At 72.3% G+C, this 26,444-nt stretch carries 20 protein-coding genes and 1 tRNA gene; 10 read left to right on the forward strand and 11 right to left on the reverse strand.

What is annotated here, in order from left to right:
• Positions 1 to 80: 80 nt before the first annotated feature.
• The 5 genes from ACGGZK_RS02235 to serS form a co-directional block, all read right to left on the reverse strand.
• Complete coding sequence (locus ACGGZK_RS02235; RefSeq protein ID WP_395244636.1) at positions 81 to 1,373, reverse strand: LCP family protein; 1,293 nt, start codon at positions 1,371 to 1,373, stop codon at positions 81 to 83.
• Positions 1,374 to 1,410: 37 nt separating this feature from the next.
• A tRNA-Ser gene (locus ACGGZK_RS02240) sits at positions 1,411 to 1,495 on the reverse strand.
• 144 nt (positions 1,496 to 1,639) lie between these two features.
• Positions 1,640 to 2,887, reverse strand: coding sequence for an LCP family protein (locus ACGGZK_RS02245; RefSeq protein WP_395244637.1), 1,248 nt, complete (start codon positions 2,885 to 2,887; stop codon positions 1,640 to 1,642).
• A 63-nt stretch (positions 2,888 to 2,950) separates the two neighbouring features.
• A complete protein-coding gene (locus tag ACGGZK_RS02250; protein WP_395244638.1) occupies positions 2,951 to 3,772 on the reverse strand; it encodes an HAD family hydrolase in 822 nt (273 codons plus the stop codon).
• Entirely contained in the window at positions 3,769 to 5,034 is a 1,266-nt protein-coding gene (gene serS, locus ACGGZK_RS02255) for a serine--tRNA ligase (protein ID WP_395244639.1), read from the reverse strand. Before serS ends, ACGGZK_RS02250 begins: the two co-directional genes overlap by 4 nt.
• Before the next feature lie 129 nt (positions 5,035 to 5,163).
• On the opposite strand from serS, the gene ACGGZK_RS02260 reads away from it, so the two are divergent.
• Entirely contained in the window at positions 5,164 to 6,189 is a 1,026-nt protein-coding gene (locus tag ACGGZK_RS02260; protein ID WP_395244640.1) for a diacylglycerol/lipid kinase family protein, read from the forward strand.
• Positions 6,190 to 6,192: 3 nt separating this feature from the next.
• Here ACGGZK_RS02260 and ACGGZK_RS02265 read toward each other — a convergent pair whose 3' ends face one another.
• From ACGGZK_RS02265 to pheA, 3 genes are all read right to left on the reverse strand, one after another.
• Positions 6,193 to 6,531 carry a hypothetical protein gene (locus tag ACGGZK_RS02265; RefSeq protein WP_395244641.1) on the reverse strand — a complete coding sequence of 113 codons (339 nt, stop codon included), beginning with the start codon at positions 6,529 to 6,531 and terminating at the stop codon, positions 6,193 to 6,195.
• Entirely contained in the window at positions 6,528 to 7,118 is a 591-nt protein-coding gene (locus tag ACGGZK_RS02270) for a hypothetical protein (RefSeq protein WP_395244642.1), read from the reverse strand. The genes ACGGZK_RS02265 and ACGGZK_RS02270 overlap by 4 nt, the downstream gene beginning before the upstream one ends.
• Positions 7,119 to 7,225: 107 nt before the next feature.
• Positions 7,226 to 8,185: a prephenate dehydratase gene (gene pheA, locus ACGGZK_RS02275; RefSeq protein ID WP_395244643.1), complete on the reverse strand. Its 960-nt coding sequence runs from the start codon at positions 8,183 to 8,185 to the stop codon at positions 7,226 to 7,228.
• Between the two features lie 49 nt (positions 8,186 to 8,234).
• On the opposite strand from pheA, the gene ACGGZK_RS02280 reads away from it, so the two are divergent.
• Genes ACGGZK_RS02280 through treZ form a run of 5 tightly spaced genes read left to right on the forward strand, consistent with a single transcriptional unit; the run spans position 8,235 to position 17,755 of the window.
• Positions 8,235 to 9,566, forward strand: coding sequence for a DUF445 domain-containing protein (locus ACGGZK_RS02280; protein WP_395244644.1), 1,332 nt, complete (start codon positions 8,235 to 8,237; stop codon positions 9,564 to 9,566).
• A 54-nt stretch (positions 9,567 to 9,620) separates the two neighbouring features.
• The gene (pgm, locus tag ACGGZK_RS02285) at positions 9,621 to 11,249 is read left to right on the forward strand and encodes a phosphoglucomutase (alpha-D-glucose-1,6-bisphosphate-dependent) (protein ID WP_395244645.1); all 1,629 of its coding nucleotides are present in this window, start codon (positions 9,621 to 9,623) and stop codon (positions 11,247 to 11,249) included.
• A gap of 17 nt (positions 11,250 to 11,266) precedes the next feature.
• Positions 11,267 to 13,486 carry a glycogen debranching protein GlgX gene (glgX, locus tag ACGGZK_RS02290; protein WP_395246028.1) on the forward strand — a complete coding sequence of 740 codons (2,220 nt, stop codon included), beginning with the start codon at positions 11,267 to 11,269 and terminating at the stop codon, positions 13,484 to 13,486.
• A gap of 40 nt (positions 13,487 to 13,526) precedes the next feature.
• Entirely contained in the window at positions 13,527 to 15,980 is a 2,454-nt protein-coding gene (gene treY, locus ACGGZK_RS02295) for a malto-oligosyltrehalose synthase (RefSeq protein ID WP_395244646.1), read from the forward strand.
• Positions 15,977 to 17,755 carry a malto-oligosyltrehalose trehalohydrolase gene (gene treZ, locus ACGGZK_RS02300; protein WP_395244647.1) on the forward strand — a complete coding sequence of 593 codons (1,779 nt, stop codon included), beginning with the start codon at positions 15,977 to 15,979 and terminating at the stop codon, positions 17,753 to 17,755. Before treY ends, treZ begins: the two co-directional genes overlap by 4 nt.
• Positions 17,756 to 17,768: 13 nt before the next feature.
• On the opposite strand, the gene ACGGZK_RS02305 is transcribed toward treZ, so the two are convergent.
• From ACGGZK_RS02305 to ACGGZK_RS02315, 3 genes are all read right to left on the reverse strand, one after another.
• On the reverse strand, positions 17,769 to 18,980 hold the full coding sequence (locus tag ACGGZK_RS02305; protein WP_395244648.1) for an amidase domain-containing protein: 1,212 nt from the start codon (positions 18,978 to 18,980) through the stop codon (positions 17,769 to 17,771).
• Between the two features lie 106 nt (positions 18,981 to 19,086).
• Positions 19,087 to 20,454: an MFS transporter gene (locus tag ACGGZK_RS02310; protein WP_395244649.1), complete on the reverse strand. Its 1,368-nt coding sequence runs from the start codon at positions 20,452 to 20,454 to the stop codon at positions 19,087 to 19,089.
• A 28-nt stretch (positions 20,455 to 20,482) separates the two neighbouring features.
• Positions 20,483 to 21,313, reverse strand: coding sequence for a M15 family metallopeptidase (locus ACGGZK_RS02315; protein ID WP_395244650.1), 831 nt, complete (start codon positions 21,311 to 21,313; stop codon positions 20,483 to 20,485).
• Positions 21,314 to 21,528: 215 nt separating this feature from the next.
• Between ACGGZK_RS02315 and ACGGZK_RS02320 the strand changes: the two genes are divergently transcribed.
• The 4 genes from ACGGZK_RS02320 to ACGGZK_RS02335 all read left to right on the forward strand — a co-directional run bounded on the left by ACGGZK_RS02320 (position 21,529) and on the right by ACGGZK_RS02335 (position 26,362).
• Entirely contained in the window at positions 21,529 to 22,830 is a 1,302-nt protein-coding gene (locus ACGGZK_RS02320; protein WP_395244651.1) for an extracellular solute-binding protein, read from the forward strand.
• Between the two features lie 93 nt (positions 22,831 to 22,923).
• Entirely contained in the window at positions 22,924 to 23,970 is a 1,047-nt protein-coding gene (locus ACGGZK_RS02325) for a carbohydrate ABC transporter permease (protein ID WP_395244652.1), read from the forward strand.
• Positions 23,967 to 24,932, forward strand: coding sequence for a carbohydrate ABC transporter permease (locus ACGGZK_RS02330; RefSeq protein WP_395244653.1), 966 nt, complete (start codon positions 23,967 to 23,969; stop codon positions 24,930 to 24,932). Before ACGGZK_RS02325 ends, ACGGZK_RS02330 begins: the two co-directional genes overlap by 4 nt.
• Entirely contained in the window at positions 24,932 to 26,362 is a 1,431-nt protein-coding gene (locus ACGGZK_RS02335; protein WP_395244654.1) for a glycoside hydrolase family 1 protein, read from the forward strand. Before ACGGZK_RS02330 ends, ACGGZK_RS02335 begins: the two co-directional genes overlap by 1 nt.
• Positions 26,363 to 26,444 lie beyond the last annotated feature (82 nt).

Consider the following 26,444-nt stretch of genomic DNA (forward strand, 5'->3'; position numbering starts at 1 on the left):
AAGCATAACCCGCGACCCCTCGAAACGACGATTCCGCGATGCGGACCGCCTGGCGACGGGCCGCGGCACGGGGCCGACGGCTACTGGTCGTCGAGCGTGCGACCCGCCGAGCAGCGGGTCTCGGCGGCGGTCTGGCCCGAGACGTTCGACGGCAGCGCCTCCTGCGTGGGGGCGGGCGCGGCCGGGTCGGTCGTCGCCGGCGTCTCCTCCGCAGGGGTCTCGGCCGGGGCCTCCGCGGGCGGTGCCGCGTTCGGGTCGGTGGCCGAGCCGGAATCGGTGTCGTTCGCGGCGGCGTCGAACACGACGGGCATGTCGGCCTGGAGCGCCGCGTTCACGATGTCGGCGGAGTCATTCGGGGCGACGGCGCCGCCGCCCTCGACGTAGCCGGTCGGGTACTGGATGAAGGCGATCTTCGAAAGGTCGACGTCCTTCATCGCCTTCGCGATCGAGATCATGCGGGTCGGGTCGGTGAGGCCGCTCGAGAGCTGCATGTTCGCGAGCGCGGCCTTGGCGATCTTGAAGAGCGTGACCGGGTCGTTCAACGTGCCGTCGGCCTGGAGCTTCCTGGCGAGCGAAGAGAGGAAGACCTGCTGGTTCGAGATGCGGCCGAGGTCGGAGCCGTCGCCGACGCCGTGGCGCGTACGGAGGAACTGCAGAGCATCCATACCCGCGAGGGTGTGGTTACCCGGGTCGAGGAACACACCGGTGTACTCGTCCTCGATTTTCTCTGCGACGCAGACGTCGACGCCGCCGACAGCCTCGGAGAGGCCTGCGACGCCCATGAACTGGACGATCCCGGCGAACGGGATGGTAACGCCGACGAGGTTCTCGATCGTCTTCACCACGCAGTCCATGCCGCCGTAGGAGAGGACGGAGTTGATCTTGACCGAGGAGAGCGAGGAGAGCGTGTCGCTCGGGTCCTCGGGGTCGGTGCACTCGGGCACGGAGACGAGCATGTCGCGTGGGAAGCTGATGACCTCGACGTGCGAGTGGTCCTGCGCGATGTGGAGGAGCATCGTGACGTCGTTGAGGACGGCGGTCTCCTCGTCGGGGTCGCCGAATGCCATGCCCTGGCCCTCGCGGCTGTCGCTGCCGATGACGAGCAGGTTCACGCCGCCGTCGATCGCGCCCACGTCGGGAACGCCCTCGAGCACCTTCTCGCTCTCGAGCTTCACCGTCGGCTGCGCGGTCTGCACGAGGTCGAACGCGGCGTACGAGGCGATCGAGACCCCCGAGACCAGCGCGACGGCCGCCACTGCGGCCACGCCCTTCGCCAGCGTCTTCCAGACGTTGCGGGTCTTCAGGCGGCCGTGCCGGGCGACCGAGGGGGTCTTCGCGGCACGTCGCGAGCTGGGGCGCACGTCGTTCTCCACCCGCGCTCCTTCCGATCGTCTCGTGTTCCGTCCTGTGCGGAGGGCGTGGGATTCGAACCCACGAGGCATTGCTGCCCACTGGTTTTCAAGACCAGCTCCATCGGCCGCTCGGACAGCCCTCCTCACCGCACGAGACGGCGCCGCGATTGCTCACGGCGCTCACCATCGGGCGGTTTGACGGCGATTCTAGCCGACCCGCATTCGCACCAGCCTGTCAGCGCAGTCTGGACGAGTGCTGAAACGGACCGAGAACCCCAGCCCGGCGACTACCCCTCGTTCGCGACCGAGCACCGCACCTCGGCGGCCGACTGCCCGCTCACGTCGCCGGGCAGCGCCTCGGCCGGGGGTGCCGCCGTCGCGTTCGGGTCGGCGGGCGGCGCGCTCTCGGTGGGCGCCGCGGGGTCCGCCGGCGTGGCAGGGTCGGTCGGCGCCGGGGCGTTCGGGTCGGTCTCCGACGCGAACGGCGAATCCGCGTCGGGGTTGAGCTGCACGGGGAGGTCCTGCTGCAGCGCGGTGCGCACGAGGTCGGCCGACTCGCTCGGTTCGAGCGCCGCGCCGCCGTCGACGTAGGCCGTCGGGAACTGGATGAACGCGATCTTCGCGAGGTCGACGTCCTGCATCGCCTTGGCGATGGAGATCATCGTGGTCGGCTGCGCGAGCGCCGACGAGAGCTGCATGTTCGACAGCGCCGCCTTCGCGATGGCGTAGAGCTTCACGGGGTCGCCGAGGGTGCCCTGCGACTGCAGCTTCCGCGCGAGCGCGGAGAGGAACACCTGCTGGTTCGAGATGCGCCCCAGGTCGGAACCGTCGCCGACGCCGTGGCGCGTGCGGAGGAACTGGAGCGCCGCCATGCCCGACAGCGTGTGCGTGCCGGGATCGAGGAAGGTGCCCGTGTACTCGTCGGCGATCGGTTCGGCGACGCACACGTCGACGCCGCCGACCGCCTCCGACAGCGCGGCGACGCCGAAGAACTGCACCACGCCGGCGAACGGGATCGTGACCCCGACGAGCCCCTCGACCGTCTTCGCCACGCATTCCATGCCGCCGTGCTCGAGCACCGAGTTGATCTTCACCGACGACATGGCCTCGAGGGTCGACCCCGGGTCCTCCGGGTCGGTGCACTCGGGCACGTCCACGAGCATGTCGCGCGGGAAGCTGACGACCTCGACGTGCGAGTGGTCCTGCGAGATGTGCAGCAGCATGGTGACGTCGTTGAGGACGGCGGTCTCCTCCTCGGGATCGCCGAATCCGTCGCCCTGCCCCTGCCTGCTGTCGCTGCCGATGACGAGCAGGTTCACCCCGCCCGGGATCGCGCCGACGTCGGGGACGCCCTCGAGCACCTGCTCGCTCTCGAGCTTCACCGTCGGCTTGACGGTCTGCACGAGGTCGAGGGCCGCGTACGCCGCGATCGCCGCCCCCGAGACGGCCACGACCCCGACGACGGACGCCGCGCCCACCGCGAGGGTCTTCCAGGCGCTCCGCGAAGCGAGCCGACCGTGCCGGATGTTGCCCACTCGCGCTCCCCTCCCCCAGGGTTCGCGGTCAGCCTAGCCACGCGGATGCCCCGCCGCGCGGGTTCAGGGCAACGAGTCCAGTGCCGCCGCGAGCCCGGCCTCGTCGACCGTGCCGGTCACCTCGGTCGCGGCATCCTTCACCTCGTCGGGCGCCTGGCCCATCGCGACGGCCCGGCCGGCCGCGCCCGCCCAGGCGAACATCTCGATGTCGTTCCGCCCGTCGCCGACCGCGATCACGCGGTCGAGCGGCTGCTCGAGCCAGCCGCGCACGCGTTCGAGGGCGGTCGCCTTGTTGACGCCGTCGGGGGCGATGTCGAGCCACGCCGTCCAGCCGATCGCATACGAGACGTGGTGCAGGCCCATGCGGTCGACGATCTCGAAGAACTCGTCGAGCTCGTGGTCGACGCTCGTGACCACGACGCGCGTCGCGCGCTGGTCGAGGAGTTCGTCGAACACGACCTCGCGGGCGTTGTCGAGGTTCCAGTCGCTCATGCCCGCGGTGTAGAGGCGGAAGCCGTCGGGCAGCTCGACCATGAAGCGGCCGGCGGGCAGGAAGGTGCGGATGCGCTCGAGCACGGCCGTCGGGTCGAACGTCTCGACGTGGGCGCGCACGTAGCCGCCCGGCGCCGTGTCGTCGCGGCGCATCGTGATCGCGCCGTTGGCGCACACGACGTACTCCGGCGCGAGTCCGAGGCGGCCCAGCACCGGCGCGGTGGCGCCCCACGACCGCCCGGTCGCGAGGGTCACCAGGTGGCCGCGGTCGCGGGCGGATGCCACGGCGTCGACGACGGCACGGTCGACCGATTCGTCCTCGTGCAGGATGGTGCCGTCGACGTCGAGCGCGACGAACCAGGCCCCCGTGCCGTTCTCCCCCACGACGCTCATGCGATCGGCTCGAGCACCTCGAGCCCGCCGAGGTAGCCGCGCAGCGCCTCGGGCACGAGCACCGAGCCATCCGCCTGCTGATGGGTCTCGAGGATCGCGACGATCCAGCGGGTCGTCGCGAGCGTGCCGTTCAGCGTCGCGACCGGCTGCGTCTTCCCGCCCTCGACGCGGTGGCGGATGTCGAGCCGCCGCGCCTGGAACGTGGTGCAGTTCGAGGTGGACGTGAGCTCGCGGTACGCGCCCTGCGTCGGCACCCAGGCCTCGACGTCGAACTTGCGGGCCGCGCTCGAGCCGAGGTCGCCGGCCGCGGTGTCGATCACGCGGTAGGCGAGGCCGAGCGACTGCAGCATGCCCTCCTGCCAGCCGAGCAGGCGAGCGTGCTCGGCCTCGGCGTCGGCCGGGTCGACGTAGCTGAACATCTCGAGCTTGTTGAACTGGTGCACGCGGATGATGCCGCGGGTGTCCTTGCCGTGGCTGCCCGCCTCGCGGCGATAGCAGGTCGACCAGCCCGCGTAGCGGAGCGGCCCGTCGGCGAGGTCGAGGATCTCGCCCGAGTGGTACCCGGCGAGCGCGACCTCGCTCGTGCCCGTGAGGTACAGCTCGTCGGCGGGCAGGTAGTAGACCTCCTCGGCGTGCGCACCGAGGAAGCCGGTGCCCTGCATGATCTCGGGGCGCACGAGCGTCGGGGTGATGAGCGGCGTGAACCCGGCGGCGATCGCCCGGTCGAGGCCCATGTTCATGATCGCGAGCTCGAGGCGGGCGCCGACGCCGCGCAGGTACGAGAACCGCGCGCCCGAGACCTTCGCGCCGCGGGCCATGTCGATCGCGCCGAGCAGCTCGCCGAGCTCGAGGTGGTCGCGCGGCTCGAACCCGAAGGCGGGGATGTCGCCGACCTCGCGGAGCACGACGTAGTCGTCCTCGCCGCCGGCGGGCACGCCGTCGATGACGACGTTGCCGAGTCGCTGCACCGCCGCGGTGAACGCGGCCTCGGCGTCGGAGGCCTGCTGGTTCGCGTCCTTCACCGATGCGGCGAGGGTCTGGGCCTGCGCGACGAGCGCGGCCTTCTCCTCCTTCGGCGCCTTCGCGACCTGCTTGCCGAACGCGTTCTGCTCGGCGCGCAGCGTCTCGAACGCGGTGATGGCGGCGCGGCGCGCGCCGTCGGCTGCGACCGCGTCGTCGACGTACGACGACGGCTCGCCGCGGAGGTCCTGCGAACGCTTGACGAGGTCGGGGTTCTCGCGGAGGAGCACGGGGTCGATCACGCGCGCCAGTCTACCGGCGGGTCCGGGCGCGGCCAGGGCGGGCGCCGGCGGGCAGCGGGCCGCCTCGGCGGGCGGTCCCGGTCGGCCGTGTCGCAGGCCCCGGGGAGGCGCATGCCGTACGGTGGCCCCGTGGGCGGGCTGGAAGAGTCGGTGACGGATGCCTCCGCGGGAGCGGAACGCGCGGCGGATGCGGGGCGGCCGCGTGCCGCGATCGTGGTGAACCCCTCGAAGAACGGCGTCGATCGGCTGCGCGAGGCGGTGGCCCGTGCGGAGGCACGGCAGCACCTCGCCCCGTCGCTCTGGCTGGAGACGACCGTCGAGGACCCGGGCAAGGGCCAGGCGAAGGAGGCGCTCGCCGCGGGCGTCGACCTCGTCATCGCGGCGGGCGGCGACGGCACCATCCGCTCGGTCGCCGGGGCGCTCCGCGGCTCCGGGGTGCCGATGGGCCTCGTACCGCTCGGCACCGGCAACCTCTTCGCCCGCAACATCGGCATCCCGGTGAACGACCTCGACGACGCGGTGGTGCTGGCGTTCTCGGGCGTCGACCGGGCGGTCGACGTGCTCGTCGCCGACATCCGCCGGGCCGACGGCAGCCTCGAGTCGCACGCGTCGCTCGTGATGTCGGGCGTCGGCATCGACGCGTCGATGATCTCGAACACGAACCCCGACCTGAAGAAGCGCGTCGGCTGGCTCGCCTACGTCGACGCGGGCCTGCGGGTGCTGCCGACCTCGAACCCGTTCCGCGTGACCTACCGCATCGACGACGGCCGTCACCACCGGCCGAAGGCGTCGAGCATCCTCGTGGCGAACCTCGGCTACCTGCCGGGCAACATCGAGCTGATCCCCGATGCCGAGCTCGACGACGGCGCGCTCGACGTCGTCGTGCTGCAGCCGCGCAACCTGTTCGGCTGGCTGTTCGTGTGGCGGCGCATCGCGTGGGGCAACCAGCTGCGCAAGTCCGCGCTCGGCAAGCAGTTGCTCGACCTCACCGGCGACCGCCGCCGCGACATCGTGTACGGCCGCGGCCGCCGCGTCGAGATCCGCATCGAGGGCGCGCCCGAGGAGTTCGAGATCGACGGCGACGAGTTCGGCTCGGTGGTCGCGGTCGACTTCCACGTCGAGCAGCACGCGCTGGTCGTGCGGGTGGCGGAGTAGCGCTCAACCAGCGGCGGCGGTGGTTTCGACGGGCTCGACCACCGGGGGTTCCACCTCGTCGGGGTCGAGGTCGCGTTCCATCCACCGGCGGGCGATCGCGCGCGCCGCGACCACGGCGAGCGCGAAGCCGGATGCCACGGTGAGCGTGGCGAGCCCCGGGAGGATGACCATGTAGCCGAGGTCGTTCCTGGCCATCGCGGCGATCTGGTCTGCGGTCGGCCCGGAGGTGTCCCACGAGATCCCGTTGAACGTGTTGATGGCGTGGATCTCCGACTGCAGCAGGGCGAACGCCCCGAGCCCGACGAGGGCGAGCACGACGGTCGCGATGCGGGACGCGCTCACGGGCGTGCTCCCCGCCGGCCGGCGAACAGCGCCCAGCCGAGCAGCGCGGCGACGATGCCGATCGCGCCGACCTGCACGAGGGGCGGCACGAGCGCGCTGAGGAGCATCTGCGCCTCGACGTCCTCGCGGCCGAGGCCGGTGTACCGCCCCGGGGAGAACGCGAGCTGCACCGCGAAGACCAGGCCGAGCAGCATCGACACGATCGAGACGCCGAGCACGATCCACAGCCACCGGGTCGCCACCCGGCGCTCGGGGTCGGGTGGCGGGGGCGCGGGGTCGGACGACGCCGCCGCGCCGTCGTCCAGGGTCGCGAGCAGGGCGTCGAACGCCGGCCCGTCCGCGTCGGCCGGCGGAGCGGATGCGGGTGCGGTCGCGTCGGCGACCAGCAGCGGCGCCTCGGCGGGTGCGCCGGCGTCCGCGGCGCCCGTTGCCGCGCGTTTCGGGGCGGCGGCGTTCGAGGCCGGCTTCGACGCGGGCTCGGGGACGGCGCGGGCCGGGGCATCCGCCTCGCGCTGGTGCGACTCCACGTACCCGCGCTGGAATCGCGCGTCGTAGCGCGGATCGATCGACGGCCTCGCCTCGGTCACGGCTGCACCTCCATCGGATGCCCCGCCGCACGCGCTGCGGGTGGCGCCAGCCTAGCGACGGCGCCGGAGCGGGGCATCCGCTTCGCAGCGTGCCCGTCGCGTGCGCGTCAGTCCTCGGGCTCGCCGCTCAGGATGCCGCGCAGCCAGTCGCGGGCCTCGATGAAGATGCCGTCGTCGTACTTCGAGTGGTACTCGACCTCGCGGCGATCCGCCCGGGGGTACGACCCCAGGAAGATCACGTTGGGTGAGAAACGCCGCAGGCCCAGCAGGGCGTCGGCGACGCGCTCGTCCTCGACGTGGCCGTCGAGGTCGATCACGAAGCGGTACCGGCCGAGGGCGTCGCCGATCGGGCGCGACTCGAGCAGCGACATGTTCACGCCCCGCGTCGAGAACTGCTCGAGCATGGCGAGCAGCGAACCCGGCTCGTCGTCGGGCAGTTCGACGATGACGCTCGTCTTGTCGGCGCCCGTGCGCGCGGGGATGTGCCGCGACCGGCTGACGAGCACGAAGCGGGTCACCGCGTTCGGGTTGTCGCCGATGCCCTCCGCGAGCAGCTCGACGTCGAGCTGCTCGACGATGCCGGGGGGCGCGACGGCCGCGTCGGCGTTGCTGTCCGCCTCGAAGAGCGAGGTGGCGGCCTGCACGTTGCTCGACGCCGGGATGTGCCCGTGGTCGGGCAGGTTCCGCTCGAGCCATCCGCGGGTCTGCGCGTAGGCGACCGGGTGCGCGTTCACCACCTGCACGTCGGCGATCGCGGTGCCGGGCCGGGCGACGAGCACGAAGTTCACGGGGACGAGGTACTCCCCCACGATCCGCAGGCCCGGGACCGTCGCGAGCGCGTCCTGCGTGGCCGAGACGCCGCCCTCGATCGAGTTCTCGATCGCGATCATCGCGGCGATCGACCGGCCGCTCGTGACATCCGCCAGCGCCTCGCCGACGTTGTTCACCGACCGCCACGCCCGGCCGGCCGCCTCGGGGACCTGCTTCAGCGCCGCCTCCGTGAAGGTGCCCGCCGGCCCCAGGTAGGAGTAGGTCTCCGAGGGGGTGGCGGTGCCGGGTGCGGTCATGCACGCAAGCCTAGCCAGCGCTCGCAGCGGGGCGGCGTACGGTGCAGGCATGACCGAGACCGCAGAGGCCCCCGTCCCGCCGCCGCGCGGCGCCGCGGGCGCGGCCGCGCAGGCACCGGATCCGCTGGCCGGCGGGGACGCCGCCCGACGGCGCGGCCTCCAGCAGATGCGCCGGCTCGCGACCTGGCTGCTCGTCGCCGCAGCCGTCGTGTTCGCCGTCGCGTTCGCCCTGGAGGACCGCATCCCGTGGATGGGCTTCGTCCGCGCCGCGGCGGAGGGCGCGATGGTCGGCGCCCTCGCCGACTGGTTCGCCGTCACCGCGCTGTTCCGGCACCCGCTCGGCCTCCGCATCCCGCACACCGCGATCATCCCGACCCGGAAGGACGAGATCGGCCGCACGCTCGGCGAGTTCGTCGAGCTAGAGTTCCTCTCCGACGAGGTCGTGCTCGGCAAGCTGCGCTCCATCGGGCTCGCCCGCCGCGTCGGCGAGTGGCTGCGCGAGCCGGCGAACGCCGACCGGCTCACCGGCGAGGCCGCGACCGCCGCCCGGGCGGTGCTGCGGCTCCTCGGCGACGACGACGTCGAGGAGGTCATCGAGCAGCTCGCCCGGCGCCACCTCGTCGAACCCGAGTGGGGCCCCGCGATCGGCCGCGTCGGCGCGAAGCTCGTCGCCGCGGGTCAGCAGCGGCACGCGGTCGACGCGCTCGTCGAGCAGGCCGAGGGCTGGCTCGCGGCGCACCCCGAGGCGTTCGGGTCGATGGTGTCGTCGCGCCTGCCCCGCTGGCTGCCGCAGGTCGTCGACCGGTTCGTCGACGACCGCGCCCACCGCGAGGTGCTGGCGTTCGTGCGCGCGGTGCGCGACGACCCGGGGCATCCGGCCCGCGTCGCGATCGACTCGTGGCTGGCCGAGTTCGCCGAGCGGCTGCAGTACGACCCCGCCGCGATCGACCGCCTCGAGGAGCTGAAGCGCGACCTGATGGACAGCCCGCGCGTGCGCGAGTTCGCCGCCGAGACGTGGACGGCCGTGCGCGGCACGCTCGAGTCCTCGCTCGACGACCCCGACAGCGAACTGCGCCGGGGCCTGCGATCCGCGCTCGTCGAGGTGGGCGCCCGCCTCGCGTCCGACCCGGCGCTGCAGGTCAAGGTCGACGCGTGGGCGACGGATGCCGCGGCCCACCTCGTGCGCACGTACCGCCACGACCTGGCCGGCGTGATCTCGGAGACCGTCGAGCGGTGGGACCCCCGCGAGGCCGCCGACAAGCTGGAGCTCCAGGTCGGCCGCGACCTCCAGTTCATCCGCATCAACGGCACCGTCGTCGGCGCGCTCGCGGGGCTCGCGATCTACACCGTGGCGACGCTCGCGCGCATGGTCATCGGATGACCGATCGCACGCAACCCCGTGACCGCGGGCGGCCCCGATGCCAGACTTGGCCGCATGCATGAGCGAGCGGGCACCCCGGCGACCGAATCCGACCTGATCGACGTGGAGGCCCTCGTACGGGCGTACTACGAGCTCGAGCCCGACGCCTCCGTGCCGGAGCAGCGCGTCGTGTTCGGCACCTCGGGCCACCGGGGATCCGCGTTCGACACCGCGTTCAACGAGCACCACATCCTCGCCATCACCCAGGCGATCGTCGAGTACCGCGCGGCGCAGGGCATCACGGGCCCCCTCTTCATCGGGGCCGACACGCACGCGCTCAGCGCGCCCGCGCAGACCACGGCGCTCGACGTGCTCGTCGCCAACGGCGTGCGGGTGCTCGTCGACGAGTACGACGACTACGTGCCGACGCCGGCGCTCTCGCACGCGATCCTGAAGTGGAACAACGACCCCGCGAAGCGCGCCGAGGGCGAGGCCGACGGCATCGTCATCACCCCGAGCCACAACCCGCCCGCCGACGGCGGCTTCAAGTACAACCCGCCGCACGGCGGCCCGGCCGACTCGGATGCCACGGGCTGGATCGCGAACCGCGCCAACGAGCTCATCGCCGACGGGCTCAAGGGCGTGAACCAGGCCGAGCCCAGCGGCGTCGAGACGTACGACTTCCGCACGAACTACGTCGCCGACCTCGAGCAGATCATCGACATCGAGGCCATCAAGGCGTCGGGCATCAGGATCGGCGCCGACCCGCTGGGCGGGGCATCCGTCACGTACTGGGGCGCGATCCGCGACCACTACGGCCTCGACCTCACCGTCGTGAACGAGCGCGTCGACCCGGCGTGGTCGTTCATGACGCTCGACTGGGACGGGAAGATCCGGATGGACCCGTCCTCGCCGAGCGCGATGGCGTCGGTGCTCGAGCACCGCGGCGACTACGACATCCTCACGGGCAACGACGCCGACGCCGACCGGCACGGCATCGTCACGCCCGACGGCGGGCTGATGAACCCGAACCACTACCTCGCCGTCGCGATCGAGTACCTCTACCAGCACCGCCCCGGCTGGGCGGCCGACGCGGCCATCGGCAAGACCCTCGTGTCGAGCTCGATGATCGACCGCGTCGCCGACTCCCTCGGCCGGCGCCTCTGGGAGGTGCCCGTCGGCTTCAAGTGGTTCGTGCCCGGCCTCGTCGACGGCTCGGTCGCCTTCGGCGGCGAGGAGAGCGCCGGCGCCTCGTTCCTGCGCAAGGACGGCACGGTCTGGACGACCGACAAGGACGGCATCCTGCTGTGCCTGCTCGCCTCGGAGATCCGCGCGGTCACCGGGAAGAGCCCGTCGGAGCTCTACCGCGAGCTGACCGAGCGGTTCGGCGACCCCGCCTACCAGCGCGTCGACGCCGTCGCCACGAAGGACGAGAAGGCGCGACTCGGCAAGCTCGACGGCGACGCGATCACCGCCACCGAGCTGGCCGGCGAGCCGATCACGGCGCGGCTCTCGAAGGCCCCCGGCAACGACGCGGCGATCGGCGGTGTGAAGGTCGTCACCGAGGACGCGTGGTTCGCGGCCCGCCCGAGCGGCACCGAGGACGTCTACAAGGTCTACGCCGAGTCGTTCAAGGGGCCGGAGCACCTCGCCGAGGTGCAGGCGGAGGCGAAGCGGATCGTCGGCGACGCGCTGGGCGCGTGAGCCGCGCGATGGAGCCGGTGGAGAGCTGGCCCGGAACCGCCTACCCGCTCGGCGCCACGTTCGACGGCAGCGGCACGAACTTCGCCCTGTTCAGCGAGGTCGCGGAGCGCGTCGAGCTCTGCCTCTTCGACGACGACGGCACCGAGACGAGGGTCGACCTCATCGACGTCGACGCGTTCGTCTGGCACGCCTACCTCCCGCAGGTGCAGCCCGGCCAGCGGTACGGGTACCGGGTGCACGGGCCGAACGACCCCGCGAAGGGGCTGCGCGCGAACCCGGGCAAGGTGCTGCTCGACCCCTACGCGAAGGCCATCGCGGGCGCGTTCGACTGGGATCCGTCGCTCTACGGCTACCACTTCGGCGAGCCCGACTCGCGCAACGACGACGACTCGGCCGCGCACGTCGCGCACTCGGTCGTGATCAACCCCTTCTTCGACTGGGCGGGCGACCGTCGCCCGAACACGCCGTACTCGCGCACCGTGATCTACGAGGCCCACGTGAAAGGGCTCACCGCGCTGCATCCCGAGGTGCCCGAGTCCCAGCGCGGCACCTACGCCGGCGTCGCCCACCCCGCCGTGATCGAGCACCTGCAGCGCCTCGGCGTCACGGCGATCGAGCTCATGCCGGTGCACCAGTTCGTGCAGGACTCGACGCTCCTCGAGAAGGGCCTGCGCAACTACTGGGGCTACAACACCATCGGCTACCTGGCGCCGCACAACGAGTACTCGTCGAACGGCGACCTCGGCCAGCAGGCGCAGGAGTTCAAGGGCATGGTGCGCACGCTGCACGAGGCGGGCATCGAGGTGATCCTCGACGTGGTCTACAACCACACCGCCGAGGGCAACCACCTCGGCCCGACGATCGCGTTCCGCGGCATCGACAACGCCGCGTACTACCGGCTCGAGCCGGACGACCCGCGGTACTACACCGACTACACGGGCACCGGGAACTCGCTCAACGTGCGCCACCCGCACGCGCTGCAGCTCATCATGGACAGCCTGCGCTACTGGGTGCTCGAGATGCACGTCGACGGGTTCCGGTTCGACCTCGCGGCCACGCTCGCCCGCGAGTTCTACGACGTCGACCGGCTGTCGAGCTTCTTCGAGCTCGTGCAGCAGGACCCGGTGGTCTCGCAGGTGAAGCTCATCGCCGAGCCGTGGGACGTCGGGCCCGGCGGGTACCAGGTGGGCAACTTCCCGCCGCAGTGGACGGAGTGGAACGGCAAGTACCGCGACACCGTGCGCGACTTCTGGCGGGGCGAGCCGTCGACCCTCGGCGAGTTCGCCTCGCGCATCACCGGGTCGGCCGACCTGTACGAGAACGACGGCCGCCGCCCGGTGGCCTCGATCAACTTCATCACCGCCCACGACGGCTTCACCCTGCGCGACCTCGTGTCGTACAACGAGAAGCACAACGACGCGAACGGCGAGGACAACCGCGACGGCGAATCGCACAACCGCTCGTGGAACTCGGGCGCCGAGGGCGAGACCGCCGACCCGGGGGTGCTCGCGCTCCGCGCCCGCCAGCAGCGCAACTTCCTCGCGACCCTGCTGCTCTCGCAGGGCGTGCCGATGATCCTGCACGGCGACGAGCTCGGCCGCACGCAGCAAGGCAACAACAACACCTACGCCCAGGACTCCGAGCTGACCTGGATCCACTGGGACCGGGCCGACCAGCCGCTGATCGAGTTCACGGCGGCGCTCGTGCGCCTCCGGCAGGACCACCCGACGTTCCGGCGCAGCCGGTTCTTCGACGGCCGCCCGGTCGACAGCGACGACAGCCCCGAGGGCTCGCCGCTGCCCGACATCGTGTGGCTGCGCGCCGACGGCACGCAGATGACCCCGGCCGACTGGGATGCCCCGCTCGGCCGCGCCGTCGGCGTGTACCTGAACGGCGAGGGCATCCGCCAGCGCGACGCGCGCGGCGAGCCGATCACCGACGTCGACTTCCTCGTGTTCTACAACGGGTCGCCCGACCCGACGGAGTTCACGATCCCGCAGCGCACGAAGCAGGCGTGGGACGTCGTCGTCGACACGGCGGGCCACGCGGCCACCGACGAGGCGAGCACCGCCGGCTCGGTGTTCACGCTCGAGGGCCGCTCGCTGCTCGTGCTCCGGGCGCACGCCGAGCCCGACGTCGAGCCCGACCACTCGGTCGCGGCGTCGCTGTCGGAACGCACGCGGCAGGCGGGGCGGACGCCCGCGCCCGCGACCGGAACGGGCCTGCACGGCGGCTGATCACGGCCAATCGCACGACCACGACGGAGGGGGACATCCAGTGGCCAGGACACCGCGATCGACGTACCGACTGCAGGTGCGCGCCGCGTTCGACCTCGACGCGGTGGCGGGGGTGACCGACTACCTGCACGACCTCGGCGCGGACTGGATCTACCTGTCGCCGCTGCTCGCGGCCACCGCCGGGTCGGATCACGGGTACGACGTCGTCGACCACTCGCGCGTCGACCCGGCGCGCGGCGGGGCCGACGGGCTGGCGCGGGCCGTCGCCGCCGCGCGCGAGCGCGGCCTCGGCGTGCTGGTCGACATCGTGCCCAACCACATGGGCGTCTCGGATGCCTCGCAGAACGCCTGGTGGTGGGACCTGCTCCGGCACGGGCGGGGGTCGCGATACGCGGAGGCGTTCGACGTCGACTGGGCGTTCGGGAACGACCGGGTGCGGCTGCCCGTGCTCGGCGGCCCGGTCGAGCAGGCGGTCGCTGCCGGCGACCTCCGCGTCGAGGGCGAAGAGCTGCGCTACTTCGAGCACCGGTTCCCGATCGCCCCCGAGACGGATGCCTCGCTGCTCGAGCAGGCGCGGGGCGGGGTATCCGCTGCCGAACGCGCCGTTGCCGAGCGCGCCGAAGCGGTGCTCGCGGTGCACGCCGCGCAGCACTACGAGCTGATGGACTGGCACCGGGCCGATGACGAGCTCGACTACCGGCGCTTCTTCGCCGTGTCGACGCTCGCGGGCATCCGCGTCGAGGTGCCGTGGGTGTTCGACGAGAGCCATGCCGAGATCCTGCGCTGGATCCGCGAGGGCCTCGCCGACGGCCTCCGCGTCGACCACCCCGACGGCCTCGCCGACCCGGGCGGCTACCTCGCCCGGCTCGCCGAGGCGACCGGCGGCGCGTACGTGCTCGTGGAGAAGATCCTCGAGCACGGCGAGCGCCTGCCGGCCGGCTGGGCGGCCGACGGCACCACCGGGTACGACGCGCTCGCCGACCTCGACCGGGTGTTCGTCGATCCGGCCGGCGAAGGCGGGCTCACGCGGGCGGCGCGGCCGGACGCGGGCGACGCCGCCGGCGCCGGCCGGCCCGAGGACTGGACCGAGCTCATCCACGGGACCAAGCGCGGCATCGCCGACGGGATCCTCCGCTCGGAGGTGCTGCGGCTCGTGCGGCTCCTCCCCCGCCCGGTCGACGGCGCCGACGACGCGATCGCCGAGCTCCTCACCGACTTCCCGGTCTACCGCTCGTACCTCGTGCTCGGCGGCGAGCACCTCGACCGCGCCGAGGCATCCGCTCGCGCCCGTCGGCCCGAGCTCGCGGCCGCCCTCGACGAGATCGCGCCGCTGCTGCGCGACCCCGACGAGCCGATCGCGCGACGCTTCCAGCAGACCAGCGGCATGGTGATGGCGAAGGGCGTCGAGGACACGGCGTTCTACCGGTACACCCGGCTCGGCACGCTGACCGAGGTCGGCGGCGACCCATCGGAGTTCGCCATCACGCCGGCCGAGTTCCACGAGCGCGCCGAGCGGCGGCACGCGGCGTGGCCGGACACGATGACGACCCTGTCGACCCACGACACGAAGCGCGGCGAGGACGTGCGGGCCCGGCTCAGCGTGCTGAGCGAACTGCCCGACCGCTGGGCGCTCCTGCTCGCCGAGCTCCGGCCGCTCGCCTCGACCGGCAGCCGCCCGCTCGACGCCCTGCTCTGGCAGGCGATCGTCGGCGCCTGGCCCGTGTCGCGCGAGCGGCTGCACGCCTACGCCGAGAAGGCCGCCCGCGAGGCCGGCGACGAGACGAGCTGGGCCGACCCGGATGCCGCGTTCGAGCGGCGCCTGCACGCGCTCGTCGACGCCGCGTTCGACGACGAGCAGGTGGCGGCGCTCGTGACCGGGTTCGTCGAGGAGGTCGCGGCGCCCGGCTGGTCGAACTCGCTCGGCGCGAAGCTGCTGCAGCTGCTCGGGCCGGGCGTGCCCGACGTCTACCAGGGGTCGGAGCTCTGGGAACAGAGCCTCGTCGACCCCGACAACCGCCGGCCCGTCGACTTCGACGTGCGCCGCGGACTGCTGCGGCGGCTCGACGGCGGGTGGCTCCCGCCGGTCGACGAGACCGGGGCGGCGAAGCTCCTCGTCGTCTCGCGCGCACTGCGCCTCCGGCGCGACCGCCCCGACCTGTTCACGAGGTACACGCCGTTCGACGTCGTCGGAGAGGCATCCGAGCATGCGATCGCCTTCGACCGCGGCGGCGCGGTCGCGGTGGCCACCCGCCTGCCGGTCGGGCTCGCCGCGCGCGGACCCGACCCCTGGGGCGACACCGTCCTGCTGCGGCACGCGGGCCCGACGATCGACCTGCTCACCGGGCGGCGGTTCGACGAGCCGGAGGTGCCGCTCGGCGTGCTGCTGGAGCGGTACCCGGTCGCGCTGCTCGGGCCGGCGGAGGCCGGGGACGCGGCGGCCGGTGACGCCGCCGGCGACGACGCGGAGGCGGGCGTCGCGGCGGCCGGCGCATGATCCCCGAGGTCTGGGCGCCGCGGGCGTCGTCGGTCTCGCTCCGCGCGCCCTCGCACGGCGCGGATGCCCCGATGCACCGCGACCCCGAGCGCGACGGCTGGTGGCGCGCCGACCTGGACCTCGCGCCGGGCGACCGGTACGGCTTCGTGCTCGACGGCGACGACCGCGCCCTGCCCGACCCGCGCTCCCGTCGCCAGCCCGACGGCGTGCACGAGCTGAGCGCGGTGTTCGACCCGGGCGAGCACGACTGGCGAGACGGCGACTGGCCGGGCCGCGAGCTCGCGGGGTCGGTCGTCTCCGAGCTGCACGTCGGCACGTTCACGCCCGACGGCACGCTCGACGCGGCGATCGCCCGGCTCGACCACCTCGTCGACCTCGGCATCGGGTTCGTCGAACTGCTCCCGGTGAACGCCTTCAACGGCGAGTGGAACTGGGGCTACGACGGCGTGCTCTGGTACGCGGTGCAGGAGAGCTACGGCGGCCCGGCCGCCTACCAGCGGTTCGTCGACGCCTGCCACGCGCGCGGGCTCGGCGTCATCCAGGACGTCGTCTACAACCACCTCGGGCCGAGCGGCAACTACCTGCCCCGCTTCGGACCGTACCTGCACGAGGGCCGCGTGAACACGTGGGGCTCCTCGCTCAACCTCGACGGGCCCGACTCCGACGAGGTGCGCCGGTACATCCTCGACGACGCCCGTATGTGGTTCGCCGACTTCCACGTCGACGGCCTGCGCCTCGACGCCGTGCACGCCCTCGTCGACCACCGCGCGACGCACCTGCTCGAGGAGCTCGCGGCCGAGGCGGATGCCACGTCGGCGGCGCTCGGCCGCCCGCTGACCCTCATCGCCGAGAGCGACCTCAACGACCCGCGGATGATCCGCCCGCGCGACGAGCACGGCCTCGGCCTGACCGCGCAGTGGAGCGACGACTTCCACCACGCCCTGCACGTCAACCTCACCGGCGAGACGACCGGGTACTACGCCGACTTCGCGGGCATCGCATCGCTCGCGGCGGTGCTGGAGCACGGGTTCTTCCACGCGGGCACGTTCTCGAGCTTCCGCGGCCGCACCCACGGGCGACCGATCGACCTCGACCGAACGCCGGCGTGGCGGCTGGTCACCTTCACGCAGGACCACGACCAGATCGGCAATCGCGCGACCGGCGACCGGCTGACGGCGACCCTCGACGAGCGGGGCATCCGGCTCGCGGCCCTGCTGAACCTGACCTCGCCGGGCACGCCGATGCTGTTCATGGGCGAGGAGTGGGGCGCGTCGACGCCGTGGCAGTTCTTCACGTCGCATCCCGAGCCCGAGCTCGGCGAGGCGACGGCCCGCGGGCGCATCGCCGAGTTCGCCCGCATGGGCTGGGACCCGGCCGTCGTGCCCGACCCGCAGGACCCCGAGACGTTCCGCCGGTCGAAGCTCGACTGGCGCGAGGTCGACGACGGCGCCAGTGGTGCGGGCGACCCCGACGGCCGGCATGCTCGCACCCTCGACCTGCACCGCCGCCTCATCGCCCTGCGGCGCGAGCTGCCCGAGCTCACGGACCCGAGCTTCCGGAGCATCCGGGTCGAGGTCGACGCGGATGCCCCGTGGCTGGTGCTGCACCGGGGCGACGTCGCCGTGGCGGCGAACCTCGGCGAGGCCGCGGTCGAGCTGCCCCTCGCGGGCGAGGTGCTGCTCGCGACCGACGAGGGCGTCCGCGGCGGGGCATCCGTCACGCTGCCGGGGCGCAGCGGGGCCGTGGTTTCGACGGGCTCAACCGCCGGTGGTTGAGCCTGTCGAAACCTCAGCGCAGCGAGAAGTAGTGCACCGACCCGCCGCCCGAGAGCGCCTGGTCGACGTCCCAGAAGTCGGCGTCCTTCGTGTGCCCGCCGACCCACACCTTGGTACCCGAGCCGGTGTGCTCGACGCGGGTCACGACGGTCGTGTGGTCGCGGTCGCCCGAGTTGTCCCAGTCGAACTGGGCGACGTCGCCGACCTTGACCTGGTCGCGCTGCGCATCCTCGAGCGGGGTCGCCAGGTCGGGCCGTGAGAGCAGCCAGTCGCGCATGGCGGTGGAGCTGGTCCAGGCCGCCGAGGCCTGCCCGGTCGCGAAGTCGTACGACCACGCGCCGTCCATCGCCCAGCCGCGCTGGAGCAGCGACTGGCTGGTGAAGTTCGCGCAGTCGTTGCCCGAGATCACGAGGTACTGGCCCGAGTTGTAGTTCTGCCAATAGGCGAGCACGTAGTTCACCTGGGCGTCGATGCGCGGGTCGCTCGTGTAGGTCAGCGCGAGCTGCGTCGGCGTGGTCTGGAAGGACGCGACGGATGCCTCGGCGTCGACGGTCGCCGCGGGGCGGGAGCTCGCCGGGGCGCGCGTGCCGACCGGCTGCCCGGCGGCGTCGAGGAACTCGACCGCAGCCGAGGTGCCCTGCGCCGTCGAGGCGGTGGCCGGCACGTCGAACACCAGGTACGCGGGGTTCACCGCGGTGAACACGGCCGGCACGCCGCCGACGGTCACCGCGGCGACGGCGTCGAGGTGCTCGCCCTCGACGCTGACCTGCGCGCCGCCCGTGAACGGGGTCTGGGTCGACGAGAGTCCGCTCGTGATCGCGGGAGCCTGCGTGATCTCGCCCGAGCGGACCGCCGCGGTGATCGTGTCGCCGGCGGAGCCGGGCGTCGGGTCGGCGCTGATCGCCACGGCCCGGGTCGCCGCGGTCGCGTCGCCGCCGACCGCACCGACGGCGCCGAGCACGCAAACCCCGAGCATCGAGGCGATGCCGGTCAGCGCGCCGACCTGGCGCGCGAGGCCGCTGGTCGCCCGACGATTGCCGCGGCGTTCGGCCCGGTGGCGGGCGCGCGTCGGGTCGGTACCGAGGGGAAGGTCCGTGGGCACGTCGGCCGGAGCGGGCGCGGGGTCGGTCACCGGAGCGGCGGGGCGCTCGTCGGCGGGGGTCGTGGAGGAGGGCGGGCGGTAGGTGGAGCGTCGCCGGATGGGCGCGTCGGAATCTGGCTGCACGGTTCGGGTTCGTCCAGGGATGTCGGCGGAAGGGGGGGCCGAAACACCCCATCACGCGTTTTTGTGAGGTTCCCTCTCGAACGCTGGGAGCTCTGTGAGAGCGCGATCACGCCCGTCGGGCGGCGACGACCCGGGCCCACGCGGCCGCCAGCGGCACCAGGACGAACGCGGCGGCGACGTTCACGGCGGCGAATCCGCCGAGCCCGAGCAGCAGCCCCGAGAACGCCGACGCGATCGCGGCGGCGAAGTTCATGGCCGCATCGGATGCCCCCTGCAGCGGCACCCGCAGGTCGGGTTCGACCGACTCGGTGAGGAGCGCCGAGCCGCCGATGAGCCCGGCCGACCAGCCGAGGCCGAGCAGGCCCAGCGCGAGCGGGATGAGCACCAGGTCGTCGCCCGGAGCGAGGATGCCGATCATCGTCGCGGTGAACTGGATCACGGCGCCGGCCGCGATCACCGCCACCGCACCGACCCGGTCGACGAGCCAGCCCATGATCGGACTCGCCCCGTACATGCCGAGGATGTGGATGCTCAGCACCAGCCCGACGAGCGACAGCGAGAGCCCGTTCGCATGCATGTGCACCGGCGTCATCACCATGACCGCCACCATCACCGTGTGCGCGCAGACGATCGCGAGCAGGGCGAGCAACGGCACCGGACGGCGAACCGCGAGGCGGAGGGCGCGCCAGGCCCCGATCGGTCGTTCGGCCGGCTCGACGGCGGTCGCCGACGGCACGCCCGACGGTTCCATGCCGGAATCGGCATGCGTCGCCGCGGACGTCGTCCCCGGGTCGCCGCCGGCGGCCGCGAGCGACTCCTCGACGTCGCCGATGATCGCGTCGTCGTGCGCGGCGGCGCCGCGGTCGGCGGTCGAATCGGCCTCGAGCGTGCCGGCGCGCGGCAACCGCAGGAGGGTCGACACGAGCAGCGTCGACACCGCGAAGACCGCCCCCGAGAACAGGAACGGCCCGACCAGCGGCGGGAGCCCCAGGCTGCGCCCGACCGCGTCGCCGACGTCCGACAGGTTCGGGCCGATCACCGACCCGATGGTGGTGGCCCAGAGCACGAGCGACATCGATCGCGCCTCGAATCCGGGCCGGGCGATCTCGGTCGCCGCGAACCGCGCCTGCAGGCCCGCCGCGGCGCCCGCACCGAAGCAGGCGAGCCCCAGGAAAGCCAGTCCGATCAGGCCCGTCGTCGCCGCGAGCACCACGAGGCCTGCGCCGATCGCGCCGCAGCCGTAGCCGATCGCGAGCGCCACGTGACGACCGCGGGCGACGGCCACGCGCGCCAGCGGGATCGCCGCGAGCCCCGCGCCGAGCACCGAGCACGTCTGGCTGAGGCCGGCGAGCACCGCGGTGCCGGTGAGCTCCTCCATGAGCAGCGCGGCCACGGCGATGCCGCTCGCCACGCCGACGCCGGCGAGGAGCTGGTTGACGATCAGGACCGCGAGCGAGAGCCCGCGGCGAGGCATCCGCCCAGCCGCCGGAGCCCCGCCCGACTCAGCCATCGCTCGCGGCCGGCAGGCCGAAGAACTCCTCGAGCGTCGTATATCCCGTGTCGTGCATCTGCGTGGCCAGGTCGACCCCGATGTACCGGTAGTGCCACGCCTCGTGCGGGTACCCGGTGACGTCGACCTTGTCGGACGGATACCGCAGGAGGAATCCGAACCGGTACGCGTTGTCGCGGAGCCATTGCCCCTCGACGCTGTCCTCCATGCACTCGAACGTGCAGCCGCCCTCGGTGCCGATGTCGATGCCGAGGCCGGTCTGGTGCTCGCTGTGCCCGGGCGGCGCGGTCGTCGGGTCGCTGCCGTCGCCGTACAGGTCGACCTGCGTGTCGTAGCTGCGGTACGCGCTGTTCGAGGCCAGGTACAGCCCGGCCTCGTTCGCCGCGGCCTCGAACATCGCGACGACGGCGTCGGATGCCTCCTGCCGGAGCTCGGGCTCCCAGGTGTGCGCGACGGGCACCTCGACGAGGTCGTCGGGCACGTAGTCGATCGGGTTCAGCGGGCGGGCGCGGTTCACCACGACCCAGATGCTCGAGGCGTCGTCGATCGAGTGCGCCGTGCGGTCGAAGGTCTCGACCTGGGCCGGCGCCGGGGCCTGCGCGGGCGCCGGCCGCGGCGTGGCCGAGGCGCTCGCCGAGGCATCCGCCGTGGTGTCGCCGCCTTGGCCCGCCGCCGCATCGGAAGCCGGCCCGCCGGCCGCGCCGACCACGAAGGCGACCGCCCCGATGAGCACCGCCGACACGCTCAGCGCGATGACCATGCGACGTCGGTGCACGGTCTCGTCGAGCTCGGGCTCGGCGCTTCGGGGGTCGTGGGGTGGCACCCGCCGAGTCTACCGACGCCGCCCGTGCGCGGCCTCGAAGGCGGTCGCGGAGCCATCCGTCCGATCCGTGAGAGCGCTCTCTTGACATCGACCACGACTTCTGCGTAGAGTCACCGTCGACATCGTGAGAGCGCTCTCACGGCTCCTCCCCAAGGTTCCCCAAGCGCGTCCTCCCGATCTCGCATTCCGTCAACCACGCACACAAAGGAGTGACCGTGAAGCTTTCACGACGCACCCGCGCTGTCGCCGCCGTAGCCGGCGCGGCATCGATCGCTCTCCTTGCCTCCGCCTGCTCGTCGGGCGACTCGGGCTCGGGCGAGGGCGAGGACATCACCCTCACCATCACCACCTTCGGCACCTTCGGGTACGACGACCTGTACAAGGAGTACGAGGCCGCCAACCCGGGCATCAAGATCGAGGCCACGAACATCGACACGGGTGGCAACGCCCGCACCGACGCGTTCACGAAGCTCGCCGCCGGCTCCGGCCTCAGCGACATCGTCGCCACCGAGGAGGGCTGGCTCGGCGCGATCATGGAGGTCTCCGACCAGTTCGTCGACCTCAAGGACTACGGCATCGAGGACCGCAAGGCCGACTGGGTCGACTGGAAGTACCAGCAGGCGACCGACGCCGACGGCCGCGTCATCGGCTACGGCACCGACATCGGCCCGACCGGCCTCTGCTACAACGCCCCGGCGTTCGCGGCCGCGGGCCTCCCGACCGACCGCGAAGAGGTCGCGGCGCTCCTCGAGGGCGACTGGGCCCACTACTTCGAGGTCGGCAAGCAGTACGTCGACACCACCGGCAAGGCCTGGTTCGACCAGCCCGGCTTCGTCTGGAACTCGATCGTCAACCAGATGCCCGAGGGCTACTACACCGCCGACGGCGAGCTGAACGTCGAGGACAACGCCGAGCTCAAGGCGAACTTCGACCTCCTCGGCGAGGCGATCGGCAACGGCCTCTCGGCGCAGCAGGCGCAGTGGGACTGGAACGGCGGCAAGTCGTTCGTCGACGGCACCTTCGCGACCTTCGTCTGCCCGGGCTGGATGCTGGGCGTCGTCCAGGGCCAGACCGAGGCCGGCGGCGGCGACGCCAGCACCGGCTGGGACTTCGCCGACGTCTTCCCCGGCGGCGCAGGCAACTGGGGTGGCGCGTTCCTCTCGATCCCCGAGACGAGCAAGCACAAGGAAGAGGCTGCGAAGCTGGCCGACTGGCTGACCCAGCCCGAGCAGCAGCTCAAGCAGTTCGAGGCCGCGGGCAGCTTCCCGTCGACCCTCGAGGCGCAGGAGGAGCTCGCTGCCAACCCGACGCCGAACGAGTTCTTCAACGGCGCGCCCGTCGGCGCCATCCTCGCCTCGCGCGCTGAGGGTGTCGTGGCCCAGTTCAAGGGTCCGGACGACTCGGTGATCCAGGAGAACGTCTTCGGCCCGCCGCTGCAGGCGCTCGACCGTGGCGAGATCGACACCGCCGCGGCGTGGGACCAGGCCATCGAGCTGCTGCACGAGCTCGTCGGCTGATGACGCCCTAGGTGGTCGGGCGGTGCCGGCCCAGCCGGCACCGCCCGACCACCACCACCCCAGCCTCAACGCACCGACGAACAGGAACACCCCATGACCGCCACCGTGCCGCCGCCGACGACCGGCGCCCCTGCGCCCGAGCTCCGCCCCGGCCGCGACGCCGCCGTGAAGCCCACCTACCGGCAGCGGCTGTCGCGGTTCGACCTCAAGGCCTCCCCCTACTTCTACGTCTCCCCCTTCTTCCTGCTGTTCGCGCTCGTCGGCCTGTTCCCCCTCGGGTACACGCTCGTCGTGTCGATGCACCAGTGGGACCTGCTGAAGGGCCAGGGCGACTTCGTCGGCCTCGCCAACTTCACCAAGGTGCTCGGTTCCGACATGTTCTGGAACTCGATCTTCAACACCCTGAGCATCTTCCTGCTCTCCGCGATCCCGCAGCTGATCGTCGCGCTCGTGGTCGCCTACCTGCTCGACCAGGGCCTGCGCGCCCCCACCATCTGGCGCATGGGCGTGCTGCTGCCGTTCGTCGTCACGCCGGTCGCCGTGGCCCTCATCTTCTCGAGCATCTTCAACGAGGGCGACGGCCTCGCGAACAACCTGCTCAACCTCGTCGGCATCCCCGACCTCGAGTGGAAGCACGACACCTTCCTGTCGCACCTCGCGATCGCGACCATGGTGAACTTCCGCTGGACCGGCTACAACGCCCTCATCCTGCTCGCCGCCATGCAGGCCGTGCCGCGCGACCTCTACGAGTCCGCCGCGATCGACGGCGCCGGCAGCGCCCGCCGCTTCTTCTCGATCACGATCCCGTCGATCCGCCCGACGCTCATCTTCGTGATCATCACCGCCACCATCGGCGGCCTCCAGATCTTCGCCGAGCCGCGCCTCTTCGACGTGTCGACGGCCGGCGGCATCGGCGGCGCCGACCGCCAGTTCCAGACCACCGTGCTGTACATGTGGGAGCTCGCCTTCTTCCGCCGCGACTTCGGCGAGGCGGCGGCCGTCGCCTGGCTGCTGTTCCTCCTGATCGTCACGTTCGGGCTCGTGAACTTCCTGGTCTCGCGCCGCATCGCCACGGGCGATGCCCCGAAGCGACCGAACCGACGCACCCGACGCGCCCTCGCCCGAGGAGAGAACCGATGAGCACCGCCACCCCCGAACCGATCCCCGCCGTCCGGGTCGACGTCCTCGAGCCCGAGACCTCCGCCCACCCCGACGTCATCGGCAACGGCTCCGGCCCCCGCGGCCGGCGCGGACGCCGCGGCGGTCGCGTCAGCGGCGTCGCCGGCATCGGCAGCCGCCCCGGCTTCCTCACCTACGGCCTGCTCGCCGCCTTCCTCATCGGCAGCGCGTACCCGCTGTGGTGGTCGTTCGTCGTCGGCAGCGGCACGAACGCGACCCGCGGCGAGACCCTCCCGCTCATCCCGGGCGGCAACTTCCTCGCCAACGCGGCGAAGGTGTTCGACGCGATCCCGTTCTGGCTCGCGCTCGGCAACTCGGTGCTGATCTCGTCGATCATCACGATCTCGGTCGTGTCGTTCTCGACGCTCGCCGGCTACGCCTTCGCGAAGCTCCGCTTCCGCGGTCGCGACGGCCTCATGGTCTTCGTCGTCGCCACCATGGCGATCCCGACGCAGCTCGGCATCATCCCGCTGTTCATGATCATGCGCGAGCTCGGCTGGACCGGCACGATCGGCGCCGTCATCGTGCCGACCCTGGTCACCGCCTTCGGCGTGTTCTTCATGCGCCAGTACCTCGTGGACGTCATCCCCGACGAGCTGATCGAGGCGGCGCGCATGGACGGTGCGAACCAGTTCCGCACCTTCCTCACCGTGGGCATCCCGGCCGCCCGCCCCGCGATGGCGATCCTCGGCCTGTTCACGTTCATGTCGGCCTGGACCGACTACCTGTGGCCGCTCATCGTGCTGAGCCCGCAGAACCCGACCCTGCAGACGGCGCTCAGCCAGCTGCAGTCGGGCTACTACATCGACTACTCGATCGTGCTGACCGGCGCCGTCATGGCGACCATCCCGCTGCTCATCCTCTTCGTGGTGGCGGGCAAGCAGCTGATCTCCGGAATCATGGCAGGAGCAGTGAAGGGCTGATGGCTTCTTCGATTTTCCCCAAGGGCTTCATCTGGGGCTCCGCGACCGCGGCCGCGCAGATCGAGGGCGCCGCCCACGAGGGCGGCAAGGAGGACTCGATCTGGGACGCGTACGCACGCGTGCCGAACGCGGTCGCCGGCGGCGACACCCCCGACCGCGCGGTCGACCACTACCACCGCTACCGCGAGGACGTCGCGCTCATGAAGGAGCTCGGCCTCGACTCGTACCGGTTCTCCACGAGCTGGGCGCGCGTCGTGCCCGGCGGCCGAACGGTCAACCGGGAGGGCCTCGACTTCTACTCGCGGCTCGTCGACGAGCTCCTCGAGCAGGGCATCCTGCCGTGGCTCACGCTCTACCACTGGGACCTCCCGCAGGCCCTCCAGGAGCAGGGCGGCTGGGCGAACCGCGACACCTCGTACCGCTTCGTCGAGTACGCCGAGGCCGTGTACGGCGCCCTCGGCGACCGGGTCTCGCACTGGACCACGTTCAACGAGCCGCTGTGCTCGTCGCTCATCGCGTACGTCGGCGGCGAGCACGCGCCGGGCCTGAACGACCCGGTCGCGGGCCTCGCGGCCGTGCACCACCAGCACCTCGGCCACGGCCTCGCGGTGCAGCGGCTTCGCGAGCTGTCGGATGCCTCGGGCCGGAAGATCGAGCTCGGCATCACGCTGAACCTCACCAACGCGGTGCCCAACGACCCGACCGACCCCGTCGACCTCGAGGCAGCTCGCCGCATCGACGCCCTGTGGAACCGGATGTACCTCGAGCCCATCCTGCTCGGCGCATACCCCGCCGACCTGCTCGAGGACGTGCAGGAGTTCGGCCTCGCCGAGAAGATCCTCCCGGGCGACCTCGAGGCCATCTCGCAGCCGATCGACTTCCTCGGCGTGAACCACTACCACGACGACAACGTGTCGGGGCATCCGCTGCCCGCCGACGCGAAGCCGGGCCTCACGCCCACCGACAAGCCGGGCCGCTCGCCGTTCCCGGGCTCGGAGTACGTGACGATGCCGTCGCGCGGCCTGCCGCGGACGGCGATGGACTGGGAGGTGAACCCGGCCGGCCTGACCGAGCTGCTGGTGCGCCTCGGCCAGGAGTACCCGACGCTGCCGCCGCTGTACATCACCGAGAACGGCGCCTCGTACGACGACGTCGTGTCGGAGGACGGCCAGGTGCACGACGCCGAGCGCACGCAGTACATCCTCGACCACATCGCCGCCGTGGGCACCGCGATCGCGGCGGGCGCCGACGTGCGCGGCTACTTCGTGTGGTCGCTGCTCGACAACTTCGAGTGGGCCTGGGGCTACGCCAAGCGCTTCGGCATCGTGCGGGTCGACTACGACACGTTCGAGCGCACGCCGAAGGACAGCGCCCGCGCGTTCCAGGCGTTGATCGCCGATCAGAAGGCCGCCGCGGCCGTCGCCGCGTAAGGGCGAGCAGATCGCACGGCGGGGTCCCGGCGCCGAGCCGGGGCCCCGCCGACTATCGTTGAGGGATCGAACGGATCGATCC

It is taken from the genome of Agromyces sp. MMS24-K17 (genome assembly GCF_043950245.1).
Taxonomy (GTDB): Bacteria; Actinomycetota; Actinomycetes; order Actinomycetales; family Microbacteriaceae; genus Agromyces.